The sequence below is a fragment of the Chryseomicrobium imtechense genome, assembly GCF_041475995.1.
Taxonomy (GTDB): Bacteria; Bacillota; Bacilli; order Bacillales_A; family Planococcaceae; genus Chryseomicrobium; species Chryseomicrobium aureum.
Map to the genome: position 1 here is coordinate 40,280 of NZ_JBGOBM010000007.1, position 22,679 is coordinate 62,958.

Below are 22,679 nucleotides of genomic sequence, written 5' to 3' on the forward strand. Positions count from 1 at the left end.
GACTGTCTCCCTTCTTATGCTTCTTGCCCAACAGTTTCGTCTTCAATTCCTAATTCTTCTTTGATCCAGTCATATCCTTGAGCCTCTAACTTGTGAGCTAATTCTGGACCGCCTGATTTTACGACGCGACCTTGCATCATAACATGTACGTGGTCTGGAGTAATATAGTTTAGTAAGCGTTGGTAGTGAGTAATGATCAAGCTTCCGAAACCTTCTCCACGCATCTCGTTGATTCCTTTAGAAACAACTTTCAATGCATCGATATCAAGACCAGAGTCAATCTCATCTAAAATTGCGAATGACGGTTTAATCATCATTAATTGAAGGATTTCATTACGCTTTTTCTCTCCACCTGAGAAACCTTCGTTTAAGTAACGCTGTGCCATATCTTGATCCATCTCTAAGAAATCCATTTTGCTATCCATTTCACGGATGAATTTCATTAGTGAGATTTCATCGCCCTCTTCACGACGTGCGTTGATAGATGAACGTAAGAAATCAGCATTAGTAACGCCTGTGATTTCACTTGGGTATTGCATTGCAAGGAATAGACCAGCTTTTGCGCGCTCATCTACTTCCATCTCTAATACATCTTCCCCATCTAAAGTGATTGTACCTGAAGTAACTTCATATTTAGGGTGACCCATGACAGCAGAAGCAAGAGTTGATTTTCCTGTTCCGTTTGGTCCCATGACCGCATGAATTTCACCTGTATTTAGTGTTAGGTTCACACCTTTTAAAATTTCCTTGCCGTCGATTTCAACGTGCAAGTCTTTGATTACTAGTGTCGACATTGTATACCCTCCATATCTTTAACTTCGAATGGAATCATCCATCCTTAATTATTATCATTCTAATCTTACAGTAATTAGAGGTCGACTGCAAATCATTTCAATCCTTGAAAATCCTACATTTGTGCATTTTCATTACAAATGCGCTAAATGAGAATAGGTATCATCCCGAACTACAAAAAAGCCTGTAGAATCAAGGTTCTACAGGCTTTTTATACATATATTATCCTCTGTGGGCTTGTGCACCAATTTGAGCAGCGATGCGCATACTTTTCTCGTGGTCAAGTTGACGACGTTGTTCCACTCTCATGCGTAAATCCTCGCTTTGTCTCATTTCATCATATCCAAAACCGTGTGCATCACGAAAAGCTAAGTTCATTTTTTCCGTGTAAGGCTGTCCTTCTGGTTTGATAAGTATCATTCCCTTCAGTTAGTATCTTACGTTACTTAGTGTATACCCACCAAGTAACGAATGAAACCGTAAAAAGGGAATTTAGCCCAATAGTCATAGCGTGTGGTTATTCTGTCACAGGAACTACAGAACCGCCCCACTCATCTAAAATAAACTCTTGAATTTCATTAGATTTCAACGCTTCAACAAGCGCTACGATGTTTTCGTTCTCTTCATCACCAGCATTTACTGCGATTACATTTACATATGGAGAGTTTGAATCTTCAATAGCGATTGAATCTTCTAAAGGATTGATTCCAGCATCAAGTGCATAGTTTGAGTTGATTAGAACTGCGTCGCCTTCTTCTTGCTCATACATTTGAACTAGAAGTGCTGCTTCGTAGTTTGGATCAAACTCGATGTTTTTTGGATTTTCGATTACGTCTTCAATTGTAGCAGTCGTTTTTTCAACTTCTGGGTCAAGAGTGATCAGCCCAGCAGCCTCTAACATAGAAAGTACACGACCGTGGTCAGCTACCGAGTTACTCATTAGAATAACTGCACCATCTGGAAGCTCGTCAATTGAACCAAATTTCTTAGAGTAAAGACCGATTGGCTCGATATGAATGCCACCAGCATTTACAAAATCATACCCATTGTCAGCAATTTGAGACTCTAAGTACGGAATGTGTTGGAAGTAGTTTGCGTCTAAGTCACCGTTATCTAAATCTTGGTTAGGAAGAACGTAATCTTGATACGTTTCAACTACAAGTTCGATTCCTTGCTCTTCAAGTAGTGGTTTAACTTGCTCTAAAATTACTGCATGAGGTACGTTTGAAGCACCTACTGTAAGTGTTGAGTTTTCTCCTTCTGAAGAAGAACCTCCTTCAGATCCACATGCTGCTAAAGTTAAAATGCTTGCTCCTAGTGCAAAACCTGTAAGTAATTTTTTCATGTACGTTCTCTCCTCTATTATCGTTTGTCTAATCGGTTTGTTAACCAGTCTCCGATCCACTGGATGATAAATACTATGATTAAGATGATGATTGTAGCAACGATCATGACATCGTTTTGCGTTCGTTGGAACCCGTCTAAGAAGGCAAGTGTTCCAAGTCCGCCAGCGCCAATGACACCTGCCATCGCCGTGTACCCTACTAATGCAATCGATGTTACTGTAATTCCGGAAACAATCGCTGGCATGGATTCTGGAAGCAACACTTTTCGAATGATTGTCCAAGTCGTAGCTCCCATCGATTTTGCAGCTTCTAAAACACCTTTATCAATTTCTTTTAAAGCAATCAATACCATTCGCGCATAGAACGGTGCAGCTCCAATGATTAGTGCTGGGAATGCCGCGTTCGGTCCACGAATACTTCCAAGAAGGAACTTCGTGAATGGAATCAATAAGATAATCAATATGATAAATGGAATAGAACGGAAGATATTCACGAGTGCTCCAGTTAACCAGTTTGCAAATTTATTTGCCCATGCTTGGTGAGGGCTTGTCAGAAATAAAACTAAGCCGATCGCCAAACCGAAGACAAATGTTAAAGCGGTTGAAATTGCTGTCATATAAAGCGTTTCATACGTAGCTTCCCACATCTTCGGCCAGTCGACATTCGGTAAAAGATTTTCAATCATGTTGAATGACCTCCGATTGTACTTTTTGTGCATGTAAGTAACCTAACGCTTCATCGATAGCGAGTGCATCCCCATCAATGTGAAGCAACAAAGTACCTAACGCACCGTTTTGCGTTTGTGTAATGTTACCTTGAACAATTGTTACCTCAAGTCCGTACTGCTTAATCAATCGAGCAATCAACGGTTGGTCCGTTTGATCACCGACAAATGTAAGTTTGACGAGTTTTCCATTTGGATACATTTCTAAGAAGTGATCGACAGTATCTGAGAAATGTGCACCATCTGAAATCTGTGAAACAAAGCGTTTTGTGATAGGTTGTTGTGGATTCTTAAAGACATCAATGACTTGCCCCTCTTCAACCACAAGACCATTCTCCATCACAGCTACGCGGTGACAAATCTTTTGAATGACGTGCATCTCGTGTGTGATCAACACGATAGTTAAACCTAATTGCTTATTGATGGTAACGAGAAGATCTAAAATCTGATCGGTTGTTTCAGGATCAAGTGCAGATGTTGCTTCGTCACATAGCAGAACTTCAGGTCGATTGGCTAAAGCACGTGCAATCCCAACACGTTGTTTTTGACCTCCAGAGAGTTGTGAAGGATAGGCTTTTTCTCGCCCTTCTAACCCTACTAAAGCGACAAGCTCTTTTACGCGCTCACTGCGTTGATCTTTTGAAACACCTGCGATTTCGAGTGGGAACGCGATGTTTTCCTCTACTGTACGAGACCATAATAGATTGAAGTGTTGAAAAATCATGCTGACTTTTTGGCGGAACCCGCGCATCTCTTTTGAAGAGAGCTTGGAGACTTCACGTCCGTTTACTTGAATTTGTCCATCGGTAGGACGTTCAAGTCCGTTCAGTAAACGAATGAGTGAACTTTTCCCTGCCCCACTGTAGCCGATAATCCCGTAAATCTCGCCCTGTTGGATAGATAATGAGACATTGTCGACGGCAACCACCTTGCCATTTTTTGTCGTGTATTCTTTTAAAACTTTAGATAATTGAATCATTTGCGTGCCGCCTCCTTTCTAAAATTTTTGGATGGATACAAAAAGACCCTTTCTGCGCAAAGACAGAAAGGGTCATCGTTTTATCAACAGATATCCATTCTCTCATCCTCCAAAGCGCTAGCTTTGCGTGACTTGGCACCATTTCACTTTCGTGACGGTTGCCGGGCTTCATAGGGCACTTCCCTCCACCTCTCTTTATAAGAGCGACGCATATTCAATTAGTATTGTTGTCAGTAATCGAATAGTATCATAGCCATTTTTGACAGTCAACTATTTTTCATCACAAATTTTCATTATTTTTTATTGAGCAGTTTTGAGTTTCTCTAGTAGATAAGGCACAGATTGAAATGCATAGACTTTTTCGAAAGCATTCGGTCCTTTTTTAATCAACAAACATGGAACACTTTCCACTTGAAATTCTTCCATGAGTTCTGGTGAGTAGTTCGCATTAAGTTGCGGAACGGGTTCGTCAATCAGTTGTTCACAGACTGTGAGCATTTTGGATGCTACTTGGCAGGTGCCGCACATGGGTGTGTAGATATAGAGTATGGACTGGTCGGTTTGTTTCCAGTCGCTGTATGTGATTTCGTTCATTTGGGTCTCCACCTTTACTTTGCTTAAAGTATCAAACCCGCCGTTTGTTTTCAAGAAAAAAGCCCGCCAATTTCGGCGGACTTAGGATTAGCTGATTAATTCTTCGTACTGGTCTGCAGTCATCAATGCATCGGACTCCGCAGAATCCGAAGGCTCTACTTTGATCATCCATGCATTTTCATAAGGAGATTCGTTTACGAACTCTGGGCTATCTTCCAAAGACTCGTTTACTTCAACGACTTTCCCGCTAATCGGTGCATACAATTCAGAAACCGTCTTTACAGACTCAACGCTTCCGAATGCGTCACCCGCTTTAATTTCATCTCCAACCGCTGGTAGCTCAACGAATACGATGTCCCCTAGCTCGGATTGTGCGAAATCTGTAATACCGATTGTTGCTGTGCCTTCTTCATGCTTTACCCACTCATGGTCTTTAGAATAACGAAGTTCTTTAGGAATACTCATCATTAATCTCCTCTCGACATCTGCAATTTTCTCTTTAATAGTGACACAATTCATGCATTTCGACAAGCGGTTATTTTGTCCAAACGTTCTTAAATTCCTCTTCTCGGAAACCAATTGTAGCTTTCGTGCCATCTGTTGTAAATGGACGTTTGATTAGCATACCGTCAGAAACTAAAAGATCTAGTTTTGCATCATCTGTCATTCTTGGTAGTCGGTTTTTCAGACCCATTTCACGATATTTTTGTCCTGTTGCATTAAATAAACGTTTCAGTTCAATTCCATTTTCCTCTGCCATTGATTTTAATAATTCACGGCTTGGTGGATTTTCCACAATATGATGGTACGTAAATTCTACGTTGTGATCTTTCAAGAATTTTTCTGCTTTTTTGCATGTAGTACAAATTGGGTAACCATACATTTCAATTGCCATACAAGTTCCTCCTCTAGAGTCGATCTACTAGTAGTATACCGACCTTTGGGCAAATAGAAAAATCCCTGCAGGAAATGCAGGGAAAATTCGTATTAAACTACATACTTCTCAGCGTCGATCAGCTTAACAGAAGCTTCACGTTTTTTCGTCACTAAGTTGTACGGTGTGTTACGCGTTAATTTACGAAGTGCTGACAACATCATACGCTGATTGTCACCGTCAACTGCTGCAAGTAATGTATCTTTTGCATACTTTTCGATTTCTTCGAAAGCTTCTTGGCAATAGATCTCTGTGTACAGAAGTTTTTGAGCCGCTTTTTCAGCGCCTACTTTGTTCAATGCTTTTTCTGTACGAAGAACTGCTGATTCCATAGCAAATAAGTTGTTCGCGATGTTTGCGATATTTACAAGCACTTCTTGCTCAGCATCTAATTTTGCGCCGTAGCGTTGTGCTGCAAGACCTGCTGCTAACAAACCAATCTTTTTCGCGTTCTTCACAAGCACTTTTTCTTTTGCTAGTGGCTCGTCGCCTACTTCTTCTGGCATCATCATGAGAAGCTCTTCTTGAAGTTTCATAGCTTGTTGAAGAAGTGGAAGTTCACCCTTCATTGCTTTCTTCAAGAATGTACCTGGAACGATCATACGGTTGATTTCATTTGTTCCTTCGAAGATACGGTTGATACGAGAATCGCGGTAGATGCGCTCTACTTCATACTCTTGCATGAAGCCATATCCGCCATGTAACTGAACCGCTTCGTCTGCGATGTAATCAAGCACTTCAGAACCTACGACTTTGTTGATTGAGCATTCGATCGCATACTCAGCGATTGCTGCTGCGATTTCTTTTCCGTCTTTTTGTGCTTCTTCAGATAGCTCGTTCATACGCTCTTCGAAGTAGCCTACTGTACGGTAGATCAAGCTTTCTGTTGCGTATAGTTTTGATGCCATTGTTGCAAGCTTTTGCTTCGTTAAGTTGAAGGAAGAAAGTGGTGTCTTGAACTGTTGACGTTGGTTTGAGTAGCTGATAGCTAATTCAAGTGCACGTTTCGCTCCACCGACAGTACCTACTCCTAATTTGTAACGCCCAATGTTTAAGATGTTGAATGCGATGATGTGACCGCGGCCGACTTCACCTAGTAAGTTCTCAACTGGTACTTCTGCATCTTCAAGAATCAACGTACGTGTAGATGATGACTTGATTCCCATTTTCTTCTCTTCTGCTCCTACTGATACGCCTGGGAAGTCTTTTTCAACGATAAACGCTGTGAATTGCTCACCATCAATTTTCGCGTAAACAATGAAAACATCGGCAAAGCCTGCGTTAGTGATCCACTGCTTTTCACCATTCAAAACGTAGTGCGTTCCCGCTGCATTTAGTTTAGCCGAAGTTTTTGCACCAAGAGCATCAGAACCTGAACCTGGCTCAGTAAGCGCGTATGCAAAGATTTTTTCAGCTGTTGCTGAGAATGGAAGATACTTTTTCTTTTGCTCTTCGTTTCCGAACAATACGATTGGAAGAGAACCGATACCTACGTGCGCTCCGTGTGTGATTGAAAAACCACCCGCAACTGACATTTTTTCTGCAATCAAGGCAGATGAGACTTTATCTAGACCAAGGCCATCGTACTCTTCAGGGATATCTGCTGCAAGAAGACCTAATTCTCCTGCTTCTTTTAATAAACGAACAGAGTGCTCAAACTCATGGTGCTCCAAGTTTTCAACAACTGGAAGGACAGAGTTTCTCACGTAATCCTCTGTAGTTTTGGCAATCATCTTTTGCTCATCCGAAAAATCCTCTGGTGTAAACACGCGATCTGCTGTTAAATCTTCTGTTAAAAACGCTCCACCTTTTACTGCTTGTGACATAATAATGTCCTCCTTTTATAGTAATTCGAATACGCCTGCTGCACCCATTCCGCCACCGATACACATGGTGACAACACCGAACTGCTTCTGTTGACGTTTTAATTCATGAATCATTTTTAATGTTAAGACTGCACCTGTCGCACCTAGTGGGTGACCGAGTGCAATTGCTCCACCGTTGACGTTGACCTTCGTCACATCCAGGTTTAATTCGCGAATGATTTGTAGAGACTGAGAAGCAAATGCTTCGTTCAATTCCCACACATCGATATCTGAAATTGAAAGACCTGCAAGCTTTAACGCTTTTGGAATGGCTTCAACTGGCCCGATTCCCATAACTTCTGGAGCAACACCTGCAGTTGCGAATGAACGGAATTTTGCAAGTGGCTTCAAGCCTTGCGCTTCTGCTACTTCACGGTCCATTACAAGAAGTGCACCTGCACCGTCAGACGTTTGAGAAGCGTTCCCTGCAGTGACTGTACCGCGCACGTTGAATGCTGGACGTAGTTTTGCAAGTGATTCAACAGTTGTGCCTACGCGGACACCCTCATCCATTTCGAATAGGCGTGTTTTCGTCTGTTGCTTGTTTTTGTAATCGACAAAGTGATGTGTCACTTCTACTGGAACGATCTCATCTTTAAATTTGCCTGCTGCAATTGCTGCCGCTGCACGTTTGTGTGACTCTACTGCAAATGCATCTTGGTCTTCACGGCTGATGCCATATTTCACTGCTACTTGCTCAGCAGTATGTCCCATTCCCATATAGTACTGAGGCGCTGTTTCTGCAAGTGTCGGGTTCAATCGAAGTGTGTTCCCAGTCATCGGGATCATACTCATCGACTCGACACCACCTGCGATAATCGCTTCAGCATGGCCGATCATGATACGTTCAGATGCATAGGCAATCGATTGCAGACCTGATGAACAGAATCGGTTGATTGTGATGGCTGGTGTTGTATCTGGAAGTCCTGCAAGTGCTCCAATATTACGCGCTACGTTCATTCCTTGCTCAGCTTCTGGCATCGCACACCCCATGATCAAATCATCGATTGGGCCTTCGTATCCTGCTCGTTGTAATGTTTCTTTGACTACGAGTGCTCCGAAATCGTCAGGACGCACTGCTGCCAAGGAGCCTTTTTTTGCTTTCCCGATTGGGGTGCGGGCTCCTGCTACTAATACTGCTTCACGCATTGGTTGTTTCCTCCTTTAGACTTCGGTTAGTTACGTAGTGGTTTTCCTTTCACAAGCATATGTTGCATACGCATTTGTGATTTAGGTTCAGCGACCAAGCTCAAGAAAGCTTCGCGCTCTAAGTTCAATAAGTATTCTTCGTCAACAAGTGTTCCGTACGGTACTTCTCCACCTGCAAGTACATACGCAAGTTTCTTCGCAATCTTCATGTCATGCTCACTAATAAAACCAGATAGGCGCATGCCTTCCGCCCCTACGAGCATCGTTGCATAGCCTGGTGCACCCGAAACCGCCACTTTTTCACGAATCGGAGCTTTGTAGCCTGCTTCGTATAAATGAAGAGCTGCTTGTTTCGCGTCATATAACAAGTGGTCAGGGTTGACACTCACGCCATCCGCTTGATTTAAGAAGTTGTTCTCGCGCGCTTCTTCACCAGAAGTCGAAACTTTCGCCATTGCGATTGTCTCAAAGACTGTTGTGGCAACTTCTACATAATCGACTTTCACATTGTTTGGAAGTGAACTCAAATGTTTCATATAAAGCTCTTTGTTTCCGCCGCCACCAGGAATTAGGCCAACACCAGCTTCTACTAGACCCATGTATGTTTCAGTTGATGCTTGGATATGGGCAGTTGGAAGACAAACTTCTGCGCCTCCACCTAGCGTCATGCCAAATGGTGCAGCGACAACCGGTTTCGACGAGTATTTAATTTTCAACATGGCTTGCTGGAACATGCGGACGATGTAATCGAGTTCAAAGATATTGTCGTCTTGCGCTTCCATTAAGATCATCCCAAGGTTTGCCCCTACACAGAAGTTTTTCCCTTGGTTGCCAATCACAAGGCCTTTGAAATTCTCTTCAACTTCGTCTACAGCAAAATTGATCATCTGAAGAATGTCAGGACCAATCGAGTTCGACTGGGAGTGGAATTCAAGAAGTGCAACGCCGTCTCCAAGGTCAATTAAGCTCGCACCGCTATTTTTCTTGATGACGCCATGTTTCTTTTTATACGCTTTTAAATCAATTGCCTTTTCATTTGTTGGCACTTTTTCAAACCCTGTTCCTGTGAAGAAGTGAAGTTCGCCCTCTTCTTCTTTATAGAAGGAACTGTGGCCTTGATCGAGTAAAGCTTGCACAAATGCAGGAATCTCGTGCCCTTCTTCTTTCATTTTCGCAACAGACTTTTCAACGCCGATTGCATCCCACGTTTCAAACGGTCCTTGCTGCCAGCCGAAGCCCCATTTCATCGCTCGGTCAATCGCGACGATGTCATCGGCAATCTCACCGTGTAGCTCAGCCGAGTAGCGAAGTACTGGATTGAAAATGCTCCAAAGAAGTTCTCCTGTACGGTCTTTTGCATACACTAGAGTTTTTACTTTGTTCGCTAGGCCTTTTTCTTGTTTCGCCATTTCTAGTGAAGGCGTTTTCAATTTTTTCACTGGCTCATAATCCATCGTTTCTGGATTCAACTCAAAAATTTCTTTATCTTTCTTTACGAAGAAACCTTGGCCAGTTTTCGCCCCCAACCATTTGTTTTCAACCATTTGCTTCATGAAAGCTGGTGGGTTGAATACTTCTTGTTCTTCACCTGTCGACTTGTCGTAGACATTTTTCGCAACGTGTAGGAATGTATCCAGTCCAACCACGTCAAGTGTGCGGAAGGTCGCTGATTTCGGACGTCCAATTGCAGGTCCTGTAACAGAATCCACTTCTCCTACCGAGTAGCCACGGTTCAACATTTCACGAAGCGTGACAAGTAAACCGTATGTTCCGATGCGGTTCGCAATAAAGTTTGGTGTGTCTTTTGCAAGAACAACGCCTTTGCCTAACACGTCTTCTCCGAACGATTTCATGAACTCAATCACTTCAGGCTTTGTTGTCGAAGCAGGAATCACTTCAAGTAATTTCAAATAACGTGGTGGGTTGAAGAAGTGCGTACCAAGGAAGTGGCTTGCAAACTGCTCACTACGTCCTGTCGTCATATCTTCAATACTGATACCGGAAGTATTAGACGTTACTATCGTTCCTGGTGTCAATACTTCATCGATACGCGCGAACAAGTTTTGTTTCACTTCTAAGTTTTCGACGATTACTTCGATGATCCAGTCTACGTCTTTTAATTTCTCAAGATCGTCCTCTAGATTTCCAGGTGTAATCAATTGTAAGTTGCGTTTTGATGTCAGTGGTGCCGGTTTTTGTTTGAGTAACTTTTCAAGAGCTCCCGTTGCAACGGAGTTTCTGAATGCTGGTGTATCTATCGTCCATCCTTTTTTCGCATCTGCTTCAGATACGTCGTTTGGTACGATGTCTAGCAAGTATGTCGGAATGCCACTATTTGCAAGGTGCGCCGCAATACCAGAACCCATAACTCCCGATCCGATGACAGCTGCTTTTTTAATTTGATATGACACAAAGATGCCTCCTTCTATTTTGAATGAATACTCATTCATTTTAGCGGTAAAAAAAATAGAACCGTTGTCCTTGTTTCTAGTGTAGAACATATTTTAAATTTTCGCAATACTATTGTGGTTGCTTTCGATTTCTCTTTTCTGGGGTTTCATGTAAACTAGAGGTACTAGAAGAAAGGGTGTCGAATATGGAACCAATTAAAACAGTAGAACAATTCAATGAAGTGATTCATTCCGGAAAAGAGGTACTTGTAAAATTCCAAGCAGGTTGGTGCCCGGATTGCCGTCGTATGGACATGTTCATTGATCCAATTGTAGAGGAATACAATCAGTATACGTGGTATGACGTAAATCGTGACGAGCTGCCTGAAATTGCAGAGAAATATGAAGTCATGGGAATTCCAAGCTTATTAATTTTTAAAGATGGCGTAAAGACAGCTCATCTTCATAGTGCGAATGCGAAATCGCCACAACAAGTAACTGATTTTTTAGAGTCTGTAAACGAATAGGAGATCACAATGACTACTGAACAAGAGATTCTTGAACTGAAAGAACAGTTGGAGTACTATAAATCGATTGTCTATAACATGTCGTCTCCTATCATTCCTTCTATTGTATCAAAAACCATTTTGGTTCCAGTAGCAGGCTATATCTATAGAGAACGCTTCAACAATATTGAAACGGAAGTTCTTACCTATATAGCAGAGCATCGAGAAGTCGAAAATGTGGTTTTTGATTACACAGGTGTATCCACAGATGATGTTTCTAGCTTTGACTTTAATGAACTTGCCCTCGCAATTTCCAATTTAAATAGCTCTTTAAAACTTATGGGGATGCGCCCAATTTATGTTGGTTTCAATCCAAAGTTGATCCAAGAAATTGTCCGCGCCGGCGTGCATGTTGAGATTGAGACGTATCAATCGTTCCGCATTGCACTGCAAGGTTTATTAAATGAAGGAAAAGGAAAATTATAAGTAACTACAGCGTACCCTTGTGGTGCGCTTTTCTTATGGAGGGATTTGATGAAAACAGTACTTCCTTTTTCGGGGATGTCCCAATACGATGATTCTGTCGCACCCGAACTTCGCTCCTCTGCTTGTGGCCCTGTGACAGCGCATTTACTGTTGAAACATGCTGGCCTTCCTGCCTATTCCGTCGATGAACTGTATCAGTCACTTCGTGGAACCCGCATCGGATTATTTACATTTCGCTTCGTAAAATTTCTGAACAAGTTATTGCCTTCTGATTGGCGCGCAGAAAAATGCACATTGCAAGAAGCGCTAAATGAAATAAAAAAAGGACGGCCAGTAGCCGTCAAGTTTGATAAATATTTTTCATTTCAATTTCGTTCAGAAACATCTTTCTCCTATCACTGGGTACCGATGACCGGTTTTGTTGTAAATGATGGCGAACTGTTTTTACTTGTTCATGATAATGGAGGCCGCGGACGTGAAAGTAAACTCCGTCGCATACCATACGGTCCGAATCATAAAATCGTGACGTTTGTAAAAATTGCGCCTTTACAGTAGCTGACGCAAGACTTGCTTGTAGCCATTGCTCTCACAAAACTCTTTTGCCGTTTGAGGAGCTGCTTCCCAATACAAATCATTCAGTTCCACCTCGATCGGTACATCATTTCGAATAACTGCCAACTGCTTAGAGATTGCTAGAAGCTCCCCTGCTTCTTCAATCTTTTTTCGTTGTCCCGGTTTTAATTCCTCTTTCGCCGCGAGTACACCGTCCACACTTCCATAGGCTTGAATGAGTTGAAGTGCCGTCTTTGGTCCAATGCCTTTCACACCAGGATACCCATCACTGCTATCGCCCATAAATGCTTTCACATCTGGAAACTGATGTGGCTCGATACCAAACTCTTCGCGGAATCGTTCTAAATGATACGAGTCATAAATCGAGAACCCTTTTTTCGTGAATTCAATCGAAACATCCGGAGTTAGAAGTTGAAGAAGGTCTTTGTCTCCAGAAACGATAGTAAACTTCCCTTCTCCTTCCCACTTTTTCGTCACGGATGCAATCGTATCATCTGCTTCCATACCGACGACACCAAGGTTAACCCAACCCAGTTGTTTCGATAGCTCTTGCGCCATATCAAACTGTGGAATCATTTCCTGTGGGGGTGCTGGACGATTGATTTTATAGCCTTCAAACAATTCATTACGGAATGTGTGCATCCCTTTATCCCATGTTATGACTACGTGTGAAGGATTAAATATGGACCGCGCTGTCATGACGTGACGGGCAAAACCCTGCACTGCATTCGTTGGAAGACCTTGTTCATTGTAGAAAAACTGATTCGACATAGCGGTCGCAAAAAATGATCGAAATAATAACGCCATTCCGTCGACTACTAAAATATGTGGCTGGTGCATGGAATTCCTCCTTTATGTATACCCTTAGTTTAACGGAAGATACGACATGGGTATAGTGGGTCTATCAACCTATAAAAGGAGACACGACTAATGAACATACATAATGGATCACTTTACTGGCCACAAACTACAAATCCTTTCGAGCCGCAAGACGTCCATGAACGATTGGACAGCTATGACATCGTAATTGTCGGTGGCGGAATGTCTGGCTCGTTGACTGCCTTTCAATTTATGAAAGCCGGTAAATCGGTAGCAGTTTTAGATAAACGTCAATTTGGTTCGGGAAGCACGAGTGCAAATACGGGATTGCTTCAATATTCCAATGACATCATGCTCCATGAGCTGATTGAACAAATCGGTGAGCCAGATGCTGTACGATTTTACGAGATGTGCTTGGAGGCAATGGATCAACTTGATGAGGTGGCAACTCTCTTACCCGTAAGTGCGGATTTCATTCGTCGTCCAAGTATTTGTTACGCGAGTGTTGAAGAAGATGTAGCCAAGCTTCAAAAGGAATATGAAACACTAAAAGCACACGACTTCCCTTGTGACTATTGGGATCAATCTACTGTGGAGGCAAATCTGCCGTTCTCGAAACCCGCTGCATTGATCACGTATCAAGATGCGGAAGTAAATCCGCTAAAGTTTGTACAAGGTGTTCTTGGTGAAGTTGAAAAAGGAGGCGGCCATCTATTCCCTTATACAGAAGTAGAGGACGTCTTCGAGCAAGTGGACCATTTGGAAGTCCGAACATCGAATGGGACATTCCATGCAAAAAAAATCGTCTACACAACAGGGTATGAAACAGTACCAGTTGGTAAACGAATTGGTGCGGATATCAACAGATCGTATGCGATGGCCACAAAACCGGTCGAGGATATTTCCGAATGGCATGAGCGTGCGTTGATTTGGGAGACGAAACGTCCTTATTTATACATGCGGTTGACGGAAGAAAATGCAGTAGTCGTTGGCGGCTTGGATGAAGATAAGCCGGAAGCGCCACTCTCTGATGAATTGATTGCAGAACGTGGGCAGCGGTTGCTGGATGCACTCCGTGAGCATTTTCCGAATCAACAGTTTGAAATCAATGCGTGTTACGCTGCAAGTTTTGGTGAGTCCATCGATAATCTACCGTTTATCGGTGAGCATCCGACAAAAGCAAATCATTATTATTTGCTAGGGTACGGCGGTAACGGGACTGTCTATAGTATGCTCGGTTCTTCCATGCTTGTAGATTTAGTGGACGGTGTGCCGAATCGGGATGCGGAGATTGTGCAGCTTGATCGGAAGTACGGTGTGAAATAAATAAATAAATAAATAACAAAAAAGGAAATCGATCACAACTCGATTTCCTTTTATAGTTAGTTAGCTGCAGACACTTTATAAATCAATCCACCATCTGTGATTGCAATCAGCGCGCCATCCTGTGTTACGAGAATATCACGGAATCGTTGCACTTCTTCAGACAATAGACGTTCTTCTCCAACAACAATGTCATTTTCAATTACAACACGTGCAATATAGCTCGATGCTAAGCCACCGATGAACAAGTTGTTCTCCCATTCAGGAATGGCGTCATTATCATAGAAGGACATTCCACTTGGCGCACTTGTTGGATCCCAGTAATAGACGGGCTCTACAAAGCCTTGCGCTTCGTGTTCTGAAATACCATCATTGACTAATTCACCCGAATACTCGATACCGTATGAAACGGTTGGCCATCCATAGTTATTCGCTGGCTCAATAATGTTTAGTTCATCTCCAGCTTGTGGACCGAATTCAACAATCCATAAGTCGCCTGTTTGCGGATTGAAGTCTATCCCTTGAATATTACGGTGTCCATAGCTGTAGATGCCAGGAAGTGCATTTTCATCTTCAATAAATGGATTCGTGTCTACCGGTTCTCCATCTTGTGTAATATGAATGACTTTCCCTAAATACGCATCTAAATCTTGTGCGCGCTCGCGAATTGGATCATCTGAACGCTCACCCGTTGTTAAGAACAAGTTGCCAGCTTCATCAAAGATAATGCGGCCACCATAGTGCAAGTCACCTTCATAGGCTGGTGTCGCTTGGAAAATCACTTCAAAACCTTCGAGTGCAGTTTCATCTTCTGATAAAACACCTTTCCCGACAGCAGTGACAGTTCCGCCTTCAATATCTTGAGAGAATGTTAAAAATACTAGTCGTGATTCGGCAAAATCAGGTGCTACGGTTACATCCAGTAATCCACCTTGACCTTCATTGTTTACTTCTGGCGTACCTTCAATTGGATCAGAAACAGCCCCATCTTCAAGGTTAACAATTAGAAGTTCTGCCGTATCTCTTTGTGTCATCAGGATACGGTTTGGTTCAAACTCTTCCATCCCCCATGATACGTCAAGTCCTTCCGCAATAACTTCCACATTAAGTTCTGTTTCAGTCGTTACTGCAGGTGCTCGTGTTTGTTCTGGAAATGCTGGTTCAAAGTCCGTAACTTTTGGTTCAGTTTCTGCTGAATCATCCGTACCAACTTCAGTACCTCCATCTGCATCCGCTTCTGTTGATTCTTCATTTGTCTCTTCTGTCGTAGTGTTAGAGTCATCCATGGATTGTTCATCTGATGTCTCGTTGTTGCTACATGCTGCTAAGGTTAGTAACAAGAGCAGCATTGCGAAGAACATGAATCTTGACCACGAAACTTTCTTCATTGTAGTGCCTCCCTTATTCTAAAATAGTTTGTCTTCCTAAGAGTTGTATACCCTAAATCAAGCTATAAAACTCCCTCGAATTAAAGATATCATAATTTCCCTTTAAAAATAATTATCTGCTTATATCTAAACTAAGAAAAAGCCAACTCATGAGTGAGCTGGCTAAAGGATTTTATTATTTATTCTCTTGTTTCTCTTGTTTTTTCTTTAAATAAGCTTCGCGAATTTGATCAAGCTTCTCTTTTTTATTCGAAACAGCTGGCTTCTTACCATCTTGATATTTCGCTGCCAGTGCTTTGCTTTTCTCATCTAATTGATATTTTCCCATTTTGGTCACCTACTTTTATCTTAAAAAGAAATTACTGTATCGTTCTAGTAAACCATCTCTTGCTTGAAAAGTACAGGATGATTATCGAAATACAGAGTCAATCTTGTCTCTATCGTAATCTAATATCCAATCATTATAAGTTTCGTATATATGTAGGAGCGCCTCTTTGTTCTTAGCGATTACATCACAGCCTCTAGAATCATAAATGTGAAAAATTGTGTCATTAGTTTGATTGATAAAGAATACATCATGAAATGTATTTGGCTTAATTCCTAAATAATGATTACCAATAGCTTTTAGTAGATTCACAAACTTTATATCGTTTAGAGTGCACTCAAGATAAAAGCGATTTGTAGTAAGGTTTTCTTCGAAAACATCAAATTCTTCAGCATATACATATGGAATTGTTTGAGATTGAAGTTTGCTTAAAACAGCTTTCGACTTTATGTAGTGATTAAATACCCTTGGGACTCTTCTTCTTAATGGTACTCCAGCATAATGGGCATTCACCAAAACCAGTAATTCATCATGATTTGAGTGAAGACTTTTCATTAAAGAGATTGCGCGTGAGTATACACGATTCATATACATCTTATCGTCATCTTCTTCTGGATCGCCCAATTCAAAACGAATTCCTACAGGCCAGTTGTAAAACAGCGGAACTTTAAGTTCTAAGCTAGAAAAGTTTGTATCCAAGTAGTCATTTAGCATATTTGTATACCTCCCTCATCTCATAATCAATATGCAAAAAGTGAATTCCGAACAAGGTCATATCATGCGTTGCCGTTAAATATCCGTTTGTTTCTTCTATAACAAAATGCTCATGGAGAGGAAGTCGAAAAACATAGTTGCCAATCGCTAAATACGTTCCCGCGTCCCCTTCCCCTTTGCTTGTTAAATGCAGCTTTTCATCGAGAACGGACAACTTCAAAATTCCGTGCATGGACGACAGCGGCAAAGGCAAAGCGATATTCATATATGTGTCACCGTTTGATTGATGTTTTGAATAGATTGCGACAAAAACTGTCTCACTGCCAATCGTTCGTTTCCACACTCGCGGCTTTATTCTCCCGTCAATTGATTCATCCACCAGTCGAATTTCACCAGTCATTTCTAGTTGTGACGAAGAAAATGGGAGATTCAGCTGGCCCACCCTTCTACTCACAAATTGATAAAGAAACGCGAGTGGCTTGAACCATGTCGCCCATTTTACAGACGCAAGTAATTGAAAATCTTCTGTTCGTTCATAAAAGTCGCGAATACTAGTCGGTAAACTTCGTACATCTACATACTCATCTAGTTGATCGACTAGCCCTGGATGAGCCGCTCCGACTTCTCCGAGCTTCCCACGAACCTTACTCACTGGAAAATCGAATGGCTTCTGCTTCGATTGTGGAACGTGCATTGCCCACCCAAGTACGGTAAATGAACCAAACACGAAACAATTTAATAATCCGTGAAACGCCAACATGTCTGGAATCGTCACAATCGCTGTGCCAGTCACATTGCCATATGCGTATAAGAATGAACCTAAAATGGTGATGCAGAGCGTCAAAAATGGCAGGCGTACCAAAAGTGCCTGCAGAGATGGAAACTTCAAGAGAAATGTATAGTACGTCAAAGCATAAATCGCAGCCACATAAAGCGAGACAGAAATAATCTCAATGATGTGTGAAAACGTAATTCCGATCGCCACCGTCATCGGACCCGTCGCAATTACAAGCGCACTAATTTTATATAGCCTCGTCATTTGGATGCGTCCTAGTAACCCAACGGAAATGCTTAGTAGAAAAGCAGAGTAATGAAAATGAATGGCGGTGAGCCAATTGGTGATAGCACTAAACCCTGTATCAAATCCTGCTATATAGGCAAGGAACCACATGCCTCCGATTGCGAGGTAAACAAGTCCAGCATCGATCATCAGTTCCGCTGTGTTGGTGAACCCTCGTTTCAAAAATCGGTCGATCCCTTTCCAGGCAATTCTCAAAGTACCTACCAAATAAAGTAGCGCACAAATCAAACTGACAGTTGTACCAGGATCAAACAGCAGAACCGTTACGGCTACCATTCCAATAACGAGTAGAACCTTGTCTAGTTTAGTGAGAGTCACGACCAGTTGCACGAATGCCGGAACGAAAACTAATTGGGCCACCGTCAAATAATAGAGATATCCCGCTTGATCACTAAACAACAAACCAACGAGAAGTAAACTTCCTCCGACTACTACTAGAGGATTAATGAGCGCTTTCTGTAAATTCACCAGCATACATCATGATCCTTCCTACCAAGCTGTTATAAATCGATACATGAATGGTGTACACGTCTCGCACATCATCGTACCCTTCTAGTACGGTCACTCGTCCTTCAAATCGTTGAGGAATGGGCATTTCTTTTTTCCCGAACACGAGCTTTTGTTTCCCAGACGTGATTAGAAGAGAACCGTCTTCTGTGACTCGAAACAGAAGGTCAGAATAAAAGAGTGAGATATCCCCAAGGTAGTCTTTGACAACTTTATTTTCAAGGTCTACGGTCATTTTGGCGTTAAACTTGCGTGTCGTTTGTGGGAAGAAGAACGTTCTTTCCCAGCTGATCTCGACTTCTCCACGTTCATTGAGAAAGCTTTTGTTGGTGATAGTAAAAGGAATGTCTTTCCCGCTCTCCGGAAATAAAAAGTTAAGGGTTGCAGCAAACCGGTAAAACGGAGACAGCAGTAGTCTGCCACTTTGAATTTCCCGCATCACTCCTTCTGCAGAAAACGTCTGGTATAAAGGAAGTGCATAGCGATGCTGTAGTTTCGGATGCAGCTTTTGAAAGTCGTCACCGAGTAGAGTCGAATAAATCGTCAAACGCCTTCGCCTCTCTTTCGTTTACAACTTTTCGCAGATGGCAATTGTGCTGTTAAAAGCAAGCCAATTATTGAGACAATCCACAGAGCCCCGTTTAAAGTGATGACATTGAAGGGCGCGGTGGCTACAGATGGTTCTGCTAGGATGGCGCTAAGAGTTAGAAACGGAAATAGTACTACTTGAAGTTGAAGTAGTCGCTTTTGAAACTTTGGAACAAGCCAAAAACACGCGAGCAGAATTTCCGCTAGTCCGACCCAAACAATGGCGGTCGTTGCTTGGTTCATTGTCAATGGGGACAAAGCCATCAGCATATCAATTTCAAGAGGATGCTGCAGTAAAACTTTCGGAACGAGTCCTTGATAGAACCAAACGAACGCAAACAGAAAACAGATCGCATAAAACGCAAAAAATCGCCGGTACTGTGTTTTGGGGCTTTCCCCTACTTCAATCCAGCGCTTCAAGACATCGAAGCTTAAGGCAGTTCCCCAGCCCATGAGTGGTCGAAACACTCGATCAAACAGCTTTCCAAGTTTCCCGAACCGCACCTGATAATCGTACTGTGTTAAAAAAGTCGTCCCGTTTTCGTGCGGAATGTACTTCCAGTAGCCTTTCCCCTCAGCAATCGGAGAAATCATTTGCTCAGTACCAAAGTGAAGAGCCGACGTTTTCTCCCCACTCGCTTTTTCATGTGTTCCTTTGCTCTTACCCCACCCTATCACTTCAAGTCCAGGCATCACTTTTGTCGAATAGGTAAAGGTCTGCACGTCTTCATTCGGTAGCTTGTCGTTGTATGTAATGGATGTAAAACGCAAATCCCATTGCTCGTGCAACTTCGGATCTTGACTATATTCCCAGACTTTTTCTATATCTTCTTGAATTTCAATCTCGACGTAGATTGGTTTTGCTGGCATGGGGTTCACATCGTTTCTTGGATAGTTGATTTTAGGGAGTAAGAGATATTCCGTAATTCTGAATTAAATCTTTAAACGCTGGTCTATGATTTCCGTTTCGCCCAACTACCGCTTCTGCAGTTACTAACGAATTTAAAACCGCTTCTTCTGTGGCTTCACCAATAGCTCTGAATGCCAAGTCCAAATCCTCTTCATGGACTTGCGGGACAGCCATTAGTTTTTCGGGTTGGTAATGTGGAATTTTTGTTGCTGTGGAAAACCCTATAACTATTTCTCCGCTTCCATGCGTGATGATTGAACCTGTACGTGAAAGTCCGGTCACCGATCTTTTGATCATCCGATTTAGTTGTCTTTCGGAAACAGGTAGGTCAGTGGCCACGATAATCATAATGGAACCTTTGTCTTCTTCTTTATACGAATCTTCTATTGCTGCTTTCAGTTCCTGTCCAACAGCCTTGCCTTTTATCAGTAAGTCAGATAATATTCCAAAGTTTGATAAGACTAAGACGCCCATCGTGTACGTTCCATGACTCATGTTCATTATACGGGAAGCAGATCCTATCCCTCCCTTTAACGAATAACAGAGCATTCCAGTTCCCGCACCAACCGTCCCCTCTTCAAATTCAGAAGATGCATTTTCAAGTGCTTGACGAACATGTTCCGGTTTCACTGATTTGGCTCGTATGTCATTTAAAAACATATCATTGCATTCACCGATGACAGGATTTACTGTGCCGGTAGTCTTTCCAATCTCCGGATTTCTTTCTAGCATGTAGTCTATGAGTGTATCTGCAGCTACTCCAATACTTAATGTGTTCGTGAGCAAAATAGGCGTCTCTAACGTGCCCAATTCTGTAAGTTGAATGGTGCCCATTGTTTTCCCGAAACCATTAATCACATGACTTGAAGCTATTAATTTATTTTCAAAGATATTTTCTTGGTGAGGAATGATTGCCGTTACACCAGTTTGTACATTTTTGTCACTGAGTGTCACGTGCCCGACCGAAACGCCTGTTACATCGGTTATTTTATTTAGTGGGCCTGTCTCCAGTTGGCCAATTATTACGCCATAATCTCTGATTCGTTTTTGAGGTAGCATTTTATCTTCCTTTCTATACCATTCTTTAGTAAGTAGCGTATATGAAAAAAAGACAGCTAACAAGAGGTAGCCTCTTGCTAGATGTCCTTCTTTTTTATAAACCATTTATCACAGCCTAACAACAGGCCTACTGAAAACTTGAGATGGTGAGATTTGAACCTGCTTTCAGAAACTTTAACACTTGAGCTCACAATTCTGAAGTTAGAATTCGACTAATGTGGGTAAGGTGAGGCAAGCCTAAAGTTTATGAAGAAGTATAACAATAAGCTAATAAGTATCTTACAAATTAATAAAGTTTAAATTTCTCCAATTTTCAAACTATTATAAAGTAAGTATTTTTATATAACTTTATGTATAGGGTAAGACGCCTAAATATATACTCTTAAATTTATTTCGATAAATAGAGTTTGATTCAGATTTTAATTGTTGATTGAATTCTAATTAAAAGCAATTATAATGATTTGCATAATAATTAAATAATCATTTTAATATGACCAATTCAAGTCATTAAGGCGTTGCATAAATTCTTCACCAATATCAGGTTCAATACTTTTAATAAAATATACCTTACCATACAAATATTCCTTGAAAAATGACTTGTCAAAATTTCGAGTATATTTTAGATGATTAGATATTCCATATTTTTCACAAAAATAAATCTCTTTCTCAACATCTTTTTTAAATTTCCTTCTAATCTTGACTTTATTATTGACTAATAAACCAGTTACATATTGGGGTTGATTACTAAATTGAAACCTTTCTTTTTTCAGGTTGATTTCAAATTCATTGAAGGCAATTATTTTCTTTATCTTATCAACCAATGATTTGATATCTTCTATATTATTTGTAGAAAATGTTATATCATCAGCATATCTTGAATACATCATTTGATTTTTCTTTGCAAAACTCGATAATTCTTTATCCATATTTATACAAATAATATTTGAAAGCATTGGGCTAGTTGGTGCTCCTTGAGGCAGTCGATTTTTATATGTCATTAGCCTTGTTAGTGCATACGAAATTTCAGAACTATAGCCATTATTATAAAATAAAAAAAATACTCTGGTAGAGGTGATCGAGGGGAAAAAATCTTCTAAATCAATGTTATATACTAATTTTTTATTCACATGAATTGATGCATTATCCAAAATCCCCACAAACTGTTTAAATCCATAGCAATGATCACTAATACTGAAATTCAACAGTACATTATCTAGAATCCATCTTTGAATTTTCTTTAAATTTAAACTGGGAGAATCAATGGTTCTATATCCACCTGTTTTTTTAGATATTTTATAGCTTGTATATAGGCTCTCAGATTTAAAGACATAATAATTTACTATAGATGGATCTATACCCATTAGTTTTGCTAAATGCTTTACATCAAAAATTATAGGCAATTTATTATTATACAAACCTCTAGCATAGTTTGTGCATCTGGAGATATATTTTTCAGAATACCCTTTTGATCTCATAGTTTTTTCTAAATCTATTATATACTTCATATTAGTCTCCTAAAAACTCTAGCTTCTACTCTATAATGATTTAATCACTTAAATCATTATTTAATTTGTTTAATAAAACATAGTATCGCTTGTCGATACTAGCGATTTCGTTAATTTGAAAT

The 22,679-nt window shown here is 41.2% G+C and carries 24 protein-coding genes and 1 riboswitch; of the genes, 4 read left to right on the forward strand and 20 right to left on the reverse strand.

Annotated elements, in window-relative coordinates; genetic code table 11:
- Window positions 1–14: 14 nt before the first annotated feature.
- The 11 genes from sufC to AB5N96_RS08575 all read right to left on the reverse strand — a co-directional run bounded on the left by sufC (window position 15) and on the right by AB5N96_RS08575 (window position 10,794).
- On the reverse strand, window positions 15–794 hold the full coding sequence (gene sufC, locus AB5N96_RS08525) for a Fe-S cluster assembly ATPase SufC (protein WP_392454226.1): 780 nt from the start codon (window positions 792–794) through the stop codon (window positions 15–17).
- 220 nt (window positions 795–1,014) lie between these two features.
- Window positions 1,015–1,212, reverse strand: a complete 198-nt coding sequence (locus tag AB5N96_RS08530; RefSeq protein ID WP_204591661.1) for a YuzK family famiily protein — start codon at window positions 1,210–1,212, stop codon at window positions 1,015–1,017.
- Between the two features lie 97 nt (window positions 1,213–1,309).
- The gene (locus AB5N96_RS08535) at window positions 1,310–2,137 is read right to left on the reverse strand and encodes a MetQ/NlpA family ABC transporter substrate-binding protein (RefSeq protein WP_204591564.1); all 828 of its coding nucleotides are present in this window, start codon (window positions 2,135–2,137) and stop codon (window positions 1,310–1,312) included.
- 17 nt (window positions 2,138–2,154) lie between these two features.
- Entirely contained in the window at window positions 2,155–2,823 is a 669-nt protein-coding gene (locus AB5N96_RS08540) for a methionine ABC transporter permease (protein WP_204591562.1), read from the reverse strand.
- Window positions 2,816–3,841, reverse strand: a complete 1,026-nt coding sequence (locus AB5N96_RS08545) for a methionine ABC transporter ATP-binding protein (RefSeq protein WP_204591560.1) — start codon at window positions 3,839–3,841, stop codon at window positions 2,816–2,818. Before AB5N96_RS08545 ends, AB5N96_RS08540 begins: the two co-directional genes overlap by 8 nt.
- Before the next feature lie 99 nt (window positions 3,842–3,940).
- A riboswitch (SAM riboswitch) is annotated at window positions 3,941–4,045 on the reverse strand.
- Between the two features lie 96 nt (window positions 4,046–4,141).
- Entirely contained in the window at window positions 4,142–4,435 is a 294-nt protein-coding gene (locus tag AB5N96_RS08550; RefSeq protein WP_499705257.1) for a thioredoxin family protein, read from the reverse strand.
- Between the two features lie 87 nt (window positions 4,436–4,522).
- Complete coding sequence (gcvH, locus tag AB5N96_RS08555; RefSeq protein ID WP_204591931.1) at window positions 4,523–4,900, reverse strand: glycine cleavage system protein GcvH; 378 nt, start codon at window positions 4,898–4,900, stop codon at window positions 4,523–4,525.
- Between the two features lie 70 nt (window positions 4,901–4,970).
- Entirely contained in the window at window positions 4,971–5,330 is a 360-nt protein-coding gene (locus AB5N96_RS08560; protein ID WP_499705258.1) for an arsenate reductase family protein, read from the reverse strand.
- Window positions 5,331–5,422: 92 nt separating this feature from the next.
- Window positions 5,423–7,195, reverse strand: a complete 1,773-nt coding sequence (locus tag AB5N96_RS08565; RefSeq protein ID WP_499705259.1) for an acyl-CoA dehydrogenase FadE — start codon at window positions 7,193–7,195, stop codon at window positions 5,423–5,425.
- Between the two features lie 15 nt (window positions 7,196–7,210).
- Window positions 7,211–8,383, reverse strand: a complete 1,173-nt coding sequence (locus AB5N96_RS08570; protein ID WP_499705260.1) for an acetyl-CoA C-acetyltransferase — start codon at window positions 8,381–8,383, stop codon at window positions 7,211–7,213.
- Window positions 8,384–8,409: 26 nt separating this feature from the next.
- On the reverse strand, window positions 8,410–10,794 hold the full coding sequence (locus tag AB5N96_RS08575) for a 3-hydroxyacyl-CoA dehydrogenase/enoyl-CoA hydratase family protein (RefSeq protein WP_499705261.1): 2,385 nt from the start codon (window positions 10,792–10,794) through the stop codon (window positions 8,410–8,412).
- A gap of 185 nt (window positions 10,795–10,979) precedes the next feature.
- Here AB5N96_RS08575 and AB5N96_RS08580 point away from each other — a divergent pair, with 185 nt between their 5' ends.
- From AB5N96_RS08580 to AB5N96_RS08590, 3 genes are read left to right on the forward strand one after another with little or no spacing between them, the layout of a single operon-like run.
- A complete protein-coding gene (locus AB5N96_RS08580) occupies window positions 10,980–11,300 on the forward strand; it encodes a thioredoxin family protein (RefSeq protein ID WP_499705262.1) in 321 nt (106 codons plus the stop codon).
- A 9-nt stretch (window positions 11,301–11,309) separates the two neighbouring features.
- Window positions 11,310–11,765 carry an STAS domain-containing protein gene (locus AB5N96_RS08585; RefSeq protein WP_499705263.1) on the forward strand — a complete coding sequence of 152 codons (456 nt, stop codon included), beginning with the start codon at window positions 11,310–11,312 and terminating at the stop codon, window positions 11,763–11,765.
- 48 nt (window positions 11,766–11,813) lie between these two features.
- On the forward strand, window positions 11,814–12,320 hold the full coding sequence (locus AB5N96_RS08590; RefSeq protein WP_499705264.1) for a C39 family peptidase: 507 nt from the start codon (window positions 11,814–11,816) through the stop codon (window positions 12,318–12,320).
- Here the strand turns inward: AB5N96_RS08590 and AB5N96_RS08595 are convergent.
- Entirely contained in the window at window positions 12,312–13,178 is an 867-nt protein-coding gene (locus AB5N96_RS08595; protein ID WP_499705265.1) for a 5'-3' exonuclease, read from the reverse strand. The two genes, AB5N96_RS08590 and AB5N96_RS08595, sit on opposite strands and share 9 nt — an antisense overlap.
- A 90-nt stretch (window positions 13,179–13,268) precedes the next feature.
- Here AB5N96_RS08595 and AB5N96_RS08600 point away from each other — a divergent pair, with 90 nt between their 5' ends.
- The gene (locus AB5N96_RS08600; protein ID WP_499705266.1) at window positions 13,269–14,483 is read left to right on the forward strand and encodes an NAD(P)/FAD-dependent oxidoreductase; all 1,215 of its coding nucleotides are present in this window, start codon (window positions 13,269–13,271) and stop codon (window positions 14,481–14,483) included.
- A gap of 56 nt (window positions 14,484–14,539) precedes the next feature.
- On the opposite strand, the gene AB5N96_RS08605 is transcribed toward AB5N96_RS08600, so the two are convergent.
- From AB5N96_RS08605 to AB5N96_RS08640, 8 genes are all read right to left on the reverse strand, one after another.
- Entirely contained in the window at window positions 14,540–15,868 is a 1,329-nt protein-coding gene (locus tag AB5N96_RS08605; RefSeq protein WP_204591949.1) for a PQQ-dependent sugar dehydrogenase, read from the reverse strand.
- Between the two features lie 175 nt (window positions 15,869–16,043).
- On the reverse strand, window positions 16,044–16,196 hold the full coding sequence (locus AB5N96_RS08610; protein WP_204591951.1) for an alcohol dehydrogenase: 153 nt from the start codon (window positions 16,194–16,196) through the stop codon (window positions 16,044–16,046).
- A gap of 81 nt (window positions 16,197–16,277) precedes the next feature.
- On the reverse strand, window positions 16,278–16,907 hold the full coding sequence (locus tag AB5N96_RS08615; RefSeq protein WP_499705267.1) for a DUF3885 domain-containing protein: 630 nt from the start codon (window positions 16,905–16,907) through the stop codon (window positions 16,278–16,280).
- Entirely contained in the window at window positions 16,897–18,462 is a 1,566-nt protein-coding gene (locus tag AB5N96_RS08620) for a YndJ family protein (RefSeq protein ID WP_499705268.1), read from the reverse strand. Before AB5N96_RS08620 ends, AB5N96_RS08615 begins: the two co-directional genes overlap by 11 nt.
- Window positions 18,431–19,042: a DUF4166 domain-containing protein gene (locus tag AB5N96_RS08625; RefSeq protein ID WP_499705269.1), complete on the reverse strand. Its 612-nt coding sequence runs from the start codon at window positions 19,040–19,042 to the stop codon at window positions 18,431–18,433. Before AB5N96_RS08625 ends, AB5N96_RS08620 begins: the two co-directional genes overlap by 32 nt.
- Window positions 19,039–19,953, reverse strand: a complete 915-nt coding sequence (locus tag AB5N96_RS08630) for a DoxX-like family protein (protein WP_499705270.1) — start codon at window positions 19,951–19,953, stop codon at window positions 19,039–19,041. The genes AB5N96_RS08625 and AB5N96_RS08630 overlap by 4 nt, the downstream gene beginning before the upstream one ends.
- A 31-nt stretch (window positions 19,954–19,984) precedes the next feature.
- The gene (locus tag AB5N96_RS08635) at window positions 19,985–21,052 is read right to left on the reverse strand and encodes a DmpA family aminopeptidase (RefSeq protein WP_499705306.1); all 1,068 of its coding nucleotides are present in this window, start codon (window positions 21,050–21,052) and stop codon (window positions 19,985–19,987) included.
- Window positions 21,053–21,537: 485 nt separating this feature from the next.
- Complete coding sequence (locus AB5N96_RS08640; protein ID WP_499705271.1) at window positions 21,538–22,557, reverse strand: retron St85 family RNA-directed DNA polymerase; 1,020 nt, start codon at window positions 22,555–22,557, stop codon at window positions 21,538–21,540.
- Between the last annotated feature and the right edge of the window lie 122 nt (window positions 22,558–22,679).